Below are 12,062 nucleotides of genomic sequence, written 5' to 3'. Positions count from 1 at the left end.
TTAACTCTTATGTACAAATTCAAATATTGAGCAAGCATCTTTGAAATTTTCAACAGCTGAATACGAATTTTGTTAAGACAAGGCACAACAAGGAAAACCAGAAAATTCATGGTCTTCAACAAGGCGCCATCAAACAACAGAAAAAGGCCATTCAAAATAAATGGGGGCCGGAATGTTGCGCCGTGTTTTAATTGAATTACCCACTTTGAAATGCCGACGTTCCCGGCCAGACCAACCGGTATTCGGGCATATTACCATCGCAGGCGAATGGTGCTGGCGTGATGCCTTGCAGTCTTGAGGGCACGGTTAATGATGGAACGCCTTGACGACTGGTATATTGGCAGCCGGAAAAGCAACAGGCGGCGAACCTGTGAGGGTTCGCCGCCTGTTTAGCAAAGTCAAATCAATCGGTTGGCAATTAAGCCGAACGACGCTTCAGGCCAGCCTGACCCGTGCGGGCACCGCCCTGACTGCGCGGACGATCGCCGCCTTCGCGGAATTTAAAGCCTTCGGTACGACCTGCGTCACGCGGCTTGCCAGCAAAACGACGCTCGCCAGTACCAGCACCGGCTGCTGCACGATCTTCACGCGGGGCGCGGTCATTGCGGTCTGAACCACGGTCGTTACGATCATCACGGCCCCGGAACGAAGACGGACGATCATTGCGATCACCACGATCCGAACGATCACTGCGTGCGGGACGATCAGCCTGAACCGGGCGTTCGCCACGTTCAGCGCGATCACCACGCGGTGCATAACCACCATCACGTTCGCCACCACGGGGGGCAAAACGGTCACGGTTCGGACGACCGGCAAAACCACCGCGGTTGCCACCACGATCTTCACCTTCAAAACGCGGCTTGCGTGCGGCGAAATCGCCACCACGGTCATTGGCAACTGCACCTTCATCACGGCGTGCGAAACCGCCACCCTGATCATTGCCACGGGCAAAACGACGGCCACCTTCGCCTTCGCTGCGGCCGCCAAAGCCACCGCCGCCGCCATTACCACCACGACCGGCATAACCGCCGCGACCAGCACCGGCGCCAGCGCCGCCACCATTACCGCCACGACCGGCATAACCGCCACGACCACGACCTGCGCCGCCGCCATTACGATCTTCACGGCCACCAGCGGCACCGCCACGGCGTGCTGCCGGGGGTGAAACGTGGAATTCGTGATCTTCATCGATGGTGACATCCTGACGGATGGTGCGTTCGATATTGCGAAGATGACGGACATCACGCGGTTCGCAGAACGAAATCGCAATGCCATCTGCACCACCACGACCGGTACGGCCGATACGGTGGACATAGTTTTCCGGGTCGGTCGGCAGGTCGTAGTTTACGACATGCGAAATACCGGGAACGTCGATACCACGGGCAGCAACGTCGGTTGCAACCAGAACCGGGAAACGGCCATCGCGGAAATTGCGCAGGATCTTCTGACGGATGCGCTGCTGTTTGTCGCCATGAATGGCGTCAGACTGCACACCGGCATCCTGAAGCTGGAAAGCCAGTTCGTCGGCATCAAGTTTGGTTTTGGTGAAAACCAGAACCCGGTCGCTGCCTTCGCGCTTGAGAAGCTGCAACAGCAAAGCGGTTTTGTTCTGGCGGGTCACAAACATGCCACGCTGGGTCACACGTTCGGTCACACTGGCCTGCGGTGCTGTCTGAACCTTGATCGGATCGCGCAACAGACGGTCGGTCAAATGACGGACGGCATCAGGCATGGTTGCCGAAAACATAACGGTCTGATGTTTGTAAGGCAGCAATTCAGCAACAGTCAGAACATCTTCGGAGAAGCCCATATCAAGCATACGGTCGGCTTCATCAAGAACGAAGACTTCAACATCGTCAAAACGAACCGTGTTGCGTGACATATGGTCAAGCAGGCGGCCCGGCGTTGCGACAAGAATATCACAACCACGACGCAGTTCCTGAATCTGCGGGCCCATCGGTGAACCACCGTAGACAACAGTTGAAAACAGGCGAATGCCTTTTTTGAAATCGCGCAGGCACTGGCCGATCTGGTTTGCCAGTTCGCGGGTCGGTGCCAGAATAAGGGCACGCGGCTGACCAGGGGCAGGACGTTTCGGATTTTCAGCCAAACGCTGAATAAGGGGCAAGCAGAATGCTGCGGTTTTACCGCCACCCGTCTGGGAAATACCCATCAGATCCTTACCTTCCAGCAAAGCCGGAATGGTTGCGGACTGGATTTCCGTCGGGGCAGTATAACCTGAAGCTTCGACATTGCGCAGCAGAGGCTCAATAAGGTTGAGCCCTTCAAAATTCGTCATAAAAGGTAAAGTCCTTCAAAACACCGGTGGCGTCATGTTCACGCCTGAAAAAAAACAAGCCTGCCCGAACGCAAGCTTCCCGGTGCTCGGCGATATACCGCAGCCACGGACCCTGCATGAGAAGGCAATGATGAGGCGATGACGTCATCACGTCATGCCTGCCCCCGCCTATCTACACAGTTCCTGACAGCACTATCTGCCCTACAAGCGAAGGAATGACCCGGTTGATACAGATATGTTGGAGGGTTGTCAAATTATCTGGACGCCGGGCAGCCATGCGGCAAAAGCACATGAACAACCCTGCGACGATCTATAATGGACGAACTTCTCCTTTTGAATTATTCCAGTAAGCCTATTTCATTTGCAGGGGGCAAATGCCATGCGCTTTCGCGTCATGACCGGTATTTTCGCCATTCCGGCGATATGCCTGATTACACTAATTGCCATCGTCACCACGGTTGCCTTTAGTTATCAAAACAGTATCCGCACGGAAAAATATAACGAAATCAGCCACCTGACCGAAGGCGCTGTCAAAATCATTGATCAGTATGTCAATAAGGTCAAAGCAGGCGATCTTGACGAAGCAACGGCCAAGGCACAGGTTTTGGCTTTGTTGCGTGAATATCGCTTTGCGTCGGGCAATTACGTTTATATCTCAGATTTCAGCCATTGCATGGTGCTTGACCCGCTTAGCCCGGAAGATGAAGGGCAATGCAAACCCGACAGCAGCGTGCGCAAAATGATTGTCAGCACAGCGAAATCGGGCGGCGGGGTGATCACCTATGACACCAAAAAGCCTGGCGAAGGCGACCGCCTGATTGAAAAGGCCGCCTATGTACGCCCGATTCCCCAATGGAAATGGGCACTTGGCACCGGTGTTTATATGGATGACGTTGCCAAACAGTTCCAGTCGGTCTTGTGGCAGCTCGGCTTGATATCGCTGGCTGCAATTATTGTTGCCGGCACTCTTTCATGGATTGTCAGCAAGCAGATTGCGCGCAGCATCGTTGGTTTGAGCCGCAATATCAGCACCATTGCCGATGGCAATTATGATGCCGATGTCGATACCGACTCGCGATTCGTTGAAATTGCCGATATGGCAGAAGGCGTTCTGGCGTTGCGCGATTCGTCGGCATCGGCCAAAAAACTTGAAACCGACGCCCTGAACCAGAAACAGCAGGCCGAACAGGCACGACGCAGTCACATTCGCGATATTGCCGTCAAACTGGAAAGCGAAGTTGGCTCAATCGCCCATGCGGTTGATGGTTCGGCTGGCAAATCGCTTAAACTTTCGGAAAATATGGCCCGTAATGCCAGTGGCATTCTGGTTCATAGCCGGGAAGTTGCGGCCACCGCCGGGGACGTATCGGCCAATGTCGATGCTGTTGCCGCCGCCACCGAAGAACTTTCATCGTCGATCCATGAAATCAGCGGCCAGATCGACCAGATGGCGCAAACCGTGATTCAGGCGACCGATGAAAGCAACAATGCGCGCAACGATGTCGGCGGGCTGTCGCAATCGGTGGATAAAATTCAGGAAATCGTCAACCTGATTAACGATATTGCCGGTCAGACCAACCTTTTGGCCCTGAACGCCACCATCGAAGCCGCCCGTGCCGGAGATGCAGGCAAAGGCTTTGCCGTGGTCGCCAGCGAGGTTAAAAACCTGGCCACCCAAACCGCGCGTGCCACCGAGGAAATTGCCAACCAGATCAATTCGGTTGTCGATGGCACCAACCGCGCGGTCAGCGGCATCAGCCGGGTATCTGACACCATCGGTATCCTGCGCGAGGTTTCCACCACCATCGCCAGCGCCATCGAAGAACAAGGTGCCGCCACCCGCGAAATTGCCGGGAATGCGCACCGCAGTGCCAGCGGCGTCAAACAGATTTCCGACACGTCGGATCAGACCATGCGCGACGCCCAGGGAACAACCGGTGATGCAGAACAGATCAAGGCAGCCGCACAGGAACTTTCCCAACGATCCGCCGAACTAAACCAGATTATTGGCCGCTTTGCCAAGGATCTCGGCAAACAGGCCGACGCCTGATTTTCGGGTTCTGCGCGCCAGACTGGCAAACGCAGATCCGAACCAGAACTAAAACCACGACGCAAAACGGGCCGTCACAAATTAATGTGACGGCCCGTTTTTTTGATCTGGCAGATATTTATTCAGCGGGCAAAACATTGTCGCGGCGAAACGGATGGGCGGGGTAAACCCCCAAAATCAGAACCTCGTGCGAAAAGAACTGCAATTCTTCCAGCGCATGACGCAGGCCAAGCTGGTCGGGATGGGCTTCCACCTCGGCGAAAAACTGGGTCGCGGTGAAATGCCCTTCAACCATATAGCTTTCGAGCTTGGTCATGTTAATGCCGTTGGTGGCAAAGCCGCCCAGCGCCTTGTAAAGGGCGGCGGCCACGTTGCGCACCCGGAACACAAAGCTGGTCACAACCGGGCTGCCGTTATCGGGTGCGGTTTTGGCTTCGCGCGATAAAATAATGAACCGGGTGGTGTTATGGGCCGCGTCTTCGACATCGGTGCGCAACACATCCAGCCCGTAAATTTCGGCCGCCAGCACCGGGGCAATGGCGGCGATGGATTTATCACCCAGATCGGCAACTTCCTTGGCACAGCCCGCGGTATCAGAGCCGACAACAGCGGGAACACCCAGTTCCTTGCGAATTTTGCGACATTGGCCAAGCGCGTGAACATGGCTGCGAATTTCGCGAATATCGGAAATTTGCGTACCTTTGACGCCCAAAAGCGCATGATTGATGCGCAGAAAGGTTTCACCAATGATATGCACGCCCGAATCGGGCAACAGGTGATGCACATCGGCGACCCGGCCCGCCAAAGTATTATCAATCGGAATAACCGCCAGATCGACTTCGCCGTCCCGCAACGCCCCAAATGCGCCTTCAAAGGTCGGGCAAGGTACGGTTACCGCGCCCGGAAACGCCCGCCGTGCCGCCTGATCGGAATAGGCACCGTGCATCCCCTGAAAAGCAATTCGCATTTGGTCGGTCATTGGATCATTCCCGTTCAATCAGGGCCGCAGCCCTTAACACATAGAATTAAGTATAACGCCCCGTGGCAGGGCCATCCTGCCCATAACGACAAGCCATTTTGTTATAGCGACAATTGGCACCGGGATAAAACCATCGATTTTTTTTGCCCGCCCGAGCCGCTTTTTCTTATCAACACCAGACCCCGCCAAGATGCCAATTAACAACCACGTAACACCCACAGGCAAAACATTGCCCTGCCCGTGTGTTCATTTACGGGTTTGCCCGGCGTTGCAATCAGGTGCGCTTTGCCAGAATTTCACGCGCCCGTTCCAGATCTTCGGGGGTATCAACGCCTAACGGCACACCATCGACCAGTGCCACCGCAATCACCATACCGTTTTCAAGGGCCCGTAACTGTTCCAGCCGTTCGCGCATTTCCAGTTCGGCGGGCGGCAGGCTGACAAAGCGGTCCAGCGCGGCACGGCGATAGGTGTACAGCCCGATATGGTGATAAAGCGGCCCATCGCCATGCGGTGCGGTTGCGCGGGTGAAATAAAGCGCGCGCGCCACCCGTAAATTGCCGAATGCCGCCACAGCCTTGACCACGTTGGGATTATTGCGTTCTTCGTCGCGGCGAATAACCGCCGCCAGGGTGGCAATATCGACAGCAGGATCAGACAGCGGGTTAAAAACAGCCCGAATATCATCCGCACTGATGGTGGGCAAATCGCCCTGCACATTTACCACCGCGTCATGCTTTTTAAGCGGATCAAAACTGCCAAGCGCCTGATGCACCCGGTCTGAGCCGCTGGGCAGGTCGGGATCGGTTAAAACGGCGATACCACCGGCATGGGTGATGGCATCGGCAATTTCCTGTTCAGCACAGGCCACAATCACGGGGCCAATCTCGGCTTCGACCGCGCGACGCCAGACATGCACAATCATCGCTTCGCCGTGAATCTCGGCCAGCGGCTTGTTGGGCAATCGGGTGGATGCCATACGGGCCGGAATAACAACAACAGGATTGCGGGGGGCGGACATGGGTGTGGGTCTCCGATCCGAAAACAGTATGCGGTCCGCCCGGCGAAGCATTCATCAACGTAAACGCGATGACTTTTTGCCGGGAAGAAGTTGAAACGACGCGACAATAACCGGTTTCGGCCCCGAGGCAAAAGCACGAATCCGACCATAACAGCCGATTTTTGGCAAGTTTTCCCATAACTGTGAAGAAAGGTTGATGAAAAACTATGAAACGTATAGTTTCCGATCAGCAGTCTGGCCTGTTGTCGCATGCGTATTTGCGTGGGGGCGTCAGGGACGCATGGGTCAGCCGCGTCAAAAGAATAAAACCTGAGAGTTATATTGGCTGTTACGGGATCCCGTCATGAAAACGATGGAAATCAACAAGATCGTCGCCGGAATTATCGTTGCCGTACTTTTGGTGGTCGTGGTCGGCAAAATCGGGGGTGCGCTTGTACACCCCAAGGAACTGGAAGAAGCAGTTTATCCGTTTTCGGATGACCTGATGGCTGCAGCAAACAAACCTGCTGCCGCACCTGAGAAACCTGCAGGACCTGAACCGATCCTGGCAATGCTGGCCGATGCCGATGTTGCTGCGGGCGAAAAGGTCTTTAAAAAATGTGGCACCTGCCATGACAATACCAATGGCGGCCCCAATAAAGTGGGTCCGAACCTGTATGGTATCGTTGGCAATGTGGTCGCCCACAAGGATGATTTCAGCTATTCCGATGCTGTCGCCAACCATGGCGGCAATTGGGGATATACCCAGTTGAACCATTTCCTGTATTCGCCCAAGGATTACATCCCGGGCACCAAAATGACGTTTGCCGGTCTGAAAAAGGCATCGGACCGTGCCAATGTCATTGCGTTTCTTAACAGCATGTCGGACAATCCGTTGCCCGCACCAGGTGCGGATGAAATTGCCGCCGAAGAAGGTGGCGACAAGGCCGCTGCGGAAACCGGTGAAACCCCGGCCGAAGACGGTGCGGCAAAACCCGAAGGTAGTGACGAAAGCAACGGCAATGCCGAAGCAACGGATAATGCCGCCGGTGATATTGCCATGCCCGAAGAAGGCCCGGCCAAGGACGGCGATGCTGCCAATGATAATGGCAAACCCGCCACCGAAGAAGCGCCGGCTGCCGGTCAGTAAACCGGACCAAAACAATAAAACGCATATTTTGCAGGGGACGGTTTTCCGTCCCCTGCTTTTTTATGGCATAAAGCAGTTCTCCCTTGCGCACAGGAGCCCGCCTTGGACCCGTATGATCAATTTGTAAAAATCGCCCATCGCCTTGCCGATGCCGCCCGCCCGGTGGTTCGCAAATATTACCGTACCGCTGTGGCGGTGGATGTTAAGGCCGATGCCAGCCCGGTCACCATTGCGGACCGCGAGGTTGAAACCGTAATGCGTGCCATTCTGGCCGAGGAATGCCCCGACCACGGTATTTTAGGGGAAGAACATGGCCGCCAAAACATTGATGCCGAATATGTCTGGGTTCTAGACCCGATCGACGGCACCAAATCGTTTATTGTCGGCAAGCCCAGCTTTGCCACCCTGATCGCGCTGTGCCACAACGGCACGCCGGTATTGGGCATTATTGATCAGGCCATCACCGACGAACGCTGGGTCGGCGTTACCGGCCAGCAAACAACCTTTAACGGCAGCCCAATTGCAACCCGGCCCTGCCCCGCCCTTGATCAGGCGATATTTTTTACCACCGCCCCCGAACTGTTTCGCGGGCCGCAAATTCTGGCCTATGAGACAATTCGCAACCGCTGCCGCCAGCCGATGTACGGGGTGGATGCCTATGCCTTTGGCCTCACCGCACTGGGGCTGGCCGATGTGGTGGTCGAAGCCAACACACAGGCCTATGATTTTTGCGCCCTTGTTCCTGTTGTGGAAGGGGCCGGTGGCAAAATGAGCGATTGGCAAGGCAACCCTTTGACCCTCCACAGCGATGGCTGTTTGGTTGCGACCGGCGACCGGCAATGTCATGAACAGGTTCTGACAATTACCAAAGCAGCAATGCCTTAACGCACAAGGGCCGGTGTCATGCTGGAATGGATCGCGATTTTATTTGTCGCATCGGGGCTGGTTTACGGCCTGTGGTCGCGCAGGATGCAAAAATTCAACATCTCATCGCCGATGATGATGGTGCTGGCCGGGGGCATTGTCGCCATTCCGCTGGGGTTATGGGCGCAGCCGCCGCTGGAGCCGCTTAAGGATAATTTCCATTTCGCGCGGGTATTTTCCGAACTGACACTGGCGATTATTCTGTTTCTTGATGCTGCCATATTGGATTACCGCAAGGAACGCCCTGCCCTGCGGCTGGCGACCCGGTTATTGATGGTTGGCCTGCCCTTAACCGTCGTGGTGACGTGGGTGGCGGCATATTATGGCATCGCGCCGGGCATAGGCATTGTCCCGGCCTTGCTGATTGCGTTGATGGTATCGCCAACCGATGCCGCCCTTAGCCGCCCGGTTCTGGAAAACCGGCTTATTTCATCGCCGGTGCGCCAGGGCATTAATATTGAAAGCGGGCTGAATGACGGGCTGGTTTTGCCGGTTTTTACCACCGCCCTTGCAATTGAAGCGGCCCTGACCGGGCAAAATGCCAATGGCTGGATCAGCGAAGCCATTTTGGAAATTGCGATTGGTGCCGGGGTTGGCGTGGCCTGCGGGGCAATTTTGGGCATGCTGGTTAACCATGCTGTGGCCCGCAACCTTATGATCGACCGCTTTGAACGGCTGTTTGGCGTGTTATCGGCGTTGCTGATTTTTCTGCTGGCAGAAAAGGCCGGGGGCAATGGTTTTGTCGCCGCCTTTGCGGGCGGCCTTGCCCTGAACATTGCCAGTTCCAAGGTCGCCGATGTGATTGAAAGTTTTGGAGAAGCCGAAGCCGAACTTTTAACCATGCTGACGTTTTTTGTTTTCGGGTTGCTGATTTTACCCTCGGTTTACGAACTTTGGACCGGGGAAATGTTGCTGTTTTCTGTGGTCAGTCTGCTGATCCTGCGGCCGGCCTGTGTCTGGATATGCATGCTCGGATCGCCCTATAACCTGGCGGAAAAGCTGTTTATCGGCTGGTTTGGGCCACGCGGCATTGCATCCATCATTTATCTTTTGATCATGGTCACCATGCTGGGCATTTCGGGCTATGAGGCGCTGGTGGCGTGTGTTGCGTTAATTGTGACCATCAGCGTGATCACCCATGGCATTAGCGCCACCCCGCTTACCACCGCCCTTGCAAATTACAGCAAAAAGAAACGCCCGGCCTAAGCCGGGCGCATATCCATATCGGTCATCCCCAACCAGCACGATCTGGCGGGGCAACATCCCATATGGCAACAGAACCCCACCTGAAAGGGGCCCGCTTTACCCGAACATACGTGGTGAAAACCGGTTTGTTTCGCCCTGCATGATCAGGAATATCATGGCGGTGTGTCACATACCCCGGTCGCTTAGCGCCAGCCGAACTCCCAATGCCAGAAACACGGCACCCAAAGCCCGTTGCAGCCATTTGCCCAACATTACCTGCCCGGAAAAATACCGCTCAAAGCGGGTGGCTGCCGCGACAACCGCCAGCACAACAACGGTTTCAACAATAAACCCGATCATGTTAACGACGGTTCCGAGGATAAAAAACTGTACCGATGGATGGCCCAAAGCCGGGCTCACAAATTGCGGCAAAAACGCCATGAAAAACAGCGCCACCTTGGGGTTAAACACATCAATCAACACACCCTGCCGCCAGGCGCGAAACGCCGCCGGGGCTGTTTTTGCAGGCATATCAGGTGCAAAACCATCGCCCGTATGCATGGTATTTCGCGTGACATTTCGCACGGTATTTTTGCCCGCCGCAGGCTGCTTGAAGGTTGCGTAAATGGCACTTGCTCCCAGCCACGCCAGATAAAGAACCCCCACCCATTTCACCACGGCAAAGGCCAGCGCCGATGTCATCAGAATGGCCGAAAGGCCCAGAGCGGCAAAAATCACATGCACAAACGCCCCCGAACACACCCCGACACTGGACATGAGGCCGATTTTACGACCATGCGTTGCCGCCTGAGCCAAAACAAAGGTCAGATCAGGCCCAGGTGCAATGTTAAGCACCAAAGCGGCGAGTAAAAACGGGCCGTATGAGACCAGGTGCGTTGCCAGAAAGTCGATCACTGCGAATAGCCTTTGAGGCGGGCAAAATAAATCATATCGATTTCCAGCGACGGGCAGCCCGCCGAAAGTAACTGGCTGTGAAGCTGCCCGCGATGATGGGTCTGGTGGTTGAAAACATGGCCAATAACAATATTGCGCGGTGTGGCATAGGCTACCCCGGCAACATTTTTATAAGATAAAATTCCCGCCAGAGCGGCATCGTCCAGCCGGTCGACATACTCAATCAGGGCGGCGTCGTACTGCGTACGCGTGGCTTTATAATCGGCAAATTCGGGCCACGGCACATCGCCCAGCCCCATTTTTAAAATCTCGCCGCGCAGGCGCGCCATCCACAAAGTATCGGCGACCAGAAGATGGTTCAGGGTTTTCATGATTGATGGAAAAAACGCCTCGCGCGGGGCATCCAGATCAACCTGATCAAGCGTTTCGCATGCCGCAATAACATGGTTGTTCGCCCATTGGTTATAACGTGCAAACATTTGAAAATATTCGGCGTTCATCATCTTCCCCCGCTTTAAAAACCGTTTATCGCCCTTAGGACACATCACCCTTGCAAGGCAAGGCACCAACCATCGCCGCTGGCGGGTTTGTTGGCATATCGATGTTACGTGGCGGGCGTGATGCTGTCGATGCTGTACCAACCGGCATTACCGGCGTGATCGCGACTGTGGCGATGCGTTTTCGCCGCGATAAAATCACCACATTGCCCACCAGCGTTAAACCGACCCCCAAAATGATATTGGCATGCCAGACGAACCCCTCGGCAAAGGTTGAAATGGCCAAGGCCACCACCGGGAACATAACCGAGCTATAGGCCGCGCGGTCTGGCCCGATCCGCCCTAACAGGGTGAGATAAAACCCGAATGCCAGCACCGAGCCAAGAACCGACAAATAAACCAGCGCAATCAGAAACGACGGGCTGGTATCAAAAATAATCGGCTGGCCCGAGACCAGAATATAAGCCACCAGCATGATCGACCCATACATCATGCCATAGGCATTGGCCTGCATAACCGGAATACCGCTGGCCTGATTACGCGCCGAGGCCATATTGCCCAGGGACGCAACATAGCACGACACAAGGGCGATGATCAGCCCGAAGCTGCCGCCTGCGGCAAGGTCAAACCGGGCCAGATCGGGGGCAAAAATAACGCAAATACCGCCAAGGCCAATAACCGCCCCAATGATGGTGCGGGTTTCGGGGCGGCGTTTAAAAAAAATCGCGCCATTAACCATGTTCATGATGACGATGGCCGAAAACACGACGGCCAGCAAACCCGATGTCAGCCAGATTTCGGCCATATAGACCATGACGTAATTTAACGAAAACAGGCACAGCCCCATCAGCGCCATAAAGGCATGGTCGCGGCGGGAATAGCGCATCGGCAATTTACGAATTTTGCAATAAACCATCAGGATTACCGCTGCTAAAACAAAGCGATAAGCCACAGCCAGCTCCGGCGAGACCGTTAACTGATATTTGATCGCGATCCAGGTGCTGCCCCAGATCAAAACAACAGCGGCATATAATCCTAACGGCCCCACGCGACAGACTCCCAT

General features: G+C 55.1%; 10 protein-coding genes. 4 read left to right on the top strand and 6 right to left on the bottom strand.

All coding sequences use genetic code 11. From position 1 onward, the window contains the following. Positions 1-418: 418 nt before the first annotated feature. Entirely contained in the window at positions 419-2,299 is a 1,881-nt protein-coding gene (locus tag TMES_RS23385) for a DEAD/DEAH box helicase (RefSeq protein ID WP_085579106.1), read from the bottom strand. Positions 2,300-2,678: 379 nt separating this feature from the next. Here TMES_RS23385 and TMES_RS02545 point away from each other — a divergent pair, with 379 nt between their 5' ends. Beyond that, positions 2,679-4,349: a methyl-accepting chemotaxis protein gene (locus tag TMES_RS02545; protein ID WP_085579104.1), complete on the top strand. Its 1,671-nt coding sequence runs from the start codon at positions 2,679-2,681 to the stop codon at positions 4,347-4,349. A 118-nt stretch (positions 4,350-4,467) separates the two neighbouring features. On the opposite strand, the gene TMES_RS02540 is transcribed toward TMES_RS02545, so the two are convergent. Further along, entirely contained in the window at positions 4,468-5,328 is an 861-nt protein-coding gene (locus TMES_RS02540) for a prephenate dehydratase (protein ID WP_085579102.1), read from the bottom strand. Positions 5,329-5,602: 274 nt separating this feature from the next. Then, entirely contained in the window at positions 5,603-6,349 is a 747-nt protein-coding gene (locus tag TMES_RS02530; protein WP_085579098.1) for a 3-deoxy-manno-octulosonate cytidylyltransferase, read from the bottom strand. Positions 6,350-6,692: 343 nt separating this feature from the next. Here TMES_RS02530 and TMES_RS02525 point away from each other — a divergent pair, with 343 nt between their 5' ends. The 3 genes from TMES_RS02525 (at position 6,693) to TMES_RS02515 (ending at position 9,608) form a co-directional block, all read left to right on the top strand. Then, positions 6,693-7,478, top strand: coding sequence for a c-type cytochrome (locus tag TMES_RS02525; protein WP_085579096.1), 786 nt, complete (start codon positions 6,693-6,695; stop codon positions 7,476-7,478). A 102-nt stretch (positions 7,479-7,580) separates the two neighbouring features. Beyond that, positions 7,581-8,363 carry a histidinol-phosphatase gene (hisN, locus tag TMES_RS02520; protein WP_085579094.1) on the top strand — a complete coding sequence of 261 codons (783 nt, stop codon included), beginning with the start codon at positions 7,581-7,583 and terminating at the stop codon, positions 8,361-8,363. A gap of 18 nt (positions 8,364-8,381) precedes the next feature. After that, complete coding sequence (locus TMES_RS02515) at positions 8,382-9,608, top strand: cation:proton antiporter (RefSeq protein WP_085579092.1); 1,227 nt, start codon at positions 8,382-8,384, stop codon at positions 9,606-9,608. A 165-nt stretch (positions 9,609-9,773) separates the two neighbouring features. On the opposite strand, the gene TMES_RS02510 is transcribed toward TMES_RS02515, so the two are convergent. The 3 genes from TMES_RS02510 to TMES_RS02500 are packed head-to-tail and all read right to left on the bottom strand — an operon-like array spanning position 9,774 to position 12,062. Then, positions 9,774-10,502: a LysE family translocator gene (locus tag TMES_RS02510; RefSeq protein WP_245835176.1), complete on the bottom strand. Its 729-nt coding sequence runs from the start codon at positions 10,500-10,502 to the stop codon at positions 9,774-9,776. Beyond that, positions 10,499-11,005 (bottom strand): DinB family protein, encoded by a 507-nt coding sequence (locus TMES_RS02505; protein WP_085579090.1) that lies wholly within the window; start codon positions 11,003-11,005, stop codon positions 10,499-10,501. The genes TMES_RS02510 and TMES_RS02505 overlap by 4 nt, the downstream gene beginning before the upstream one ends. 31 nt (positions 11,006-11,036) lie before the next feature. Beyond that, on the bottom strand, positions 11,037-12,062 hold the full coding sequence (locus tag TMES_RS02500; RefSeq protein ID WP_245835175.1) for a DMT family transporter: 1,026 nt from the start codon (positions 12,060-12,062) through the stop codon (positions 11,037-11,039).

The organism is Thalassospira mesophila (genome assembly GCF_002115755.1).
GTDB classification, from domain to species: Bacteria; Pseudomonadota; Alphaproteobacteria; order Rhodospirillales; family Thalassospiraceae; genus Thalassospira; species Thalassospira mesophila.
The sequence above is the reverse complement of the archived record's forward strand: the minus strand, read 5'-3'. Positions and strand labels throughout refer to the sequence as shown.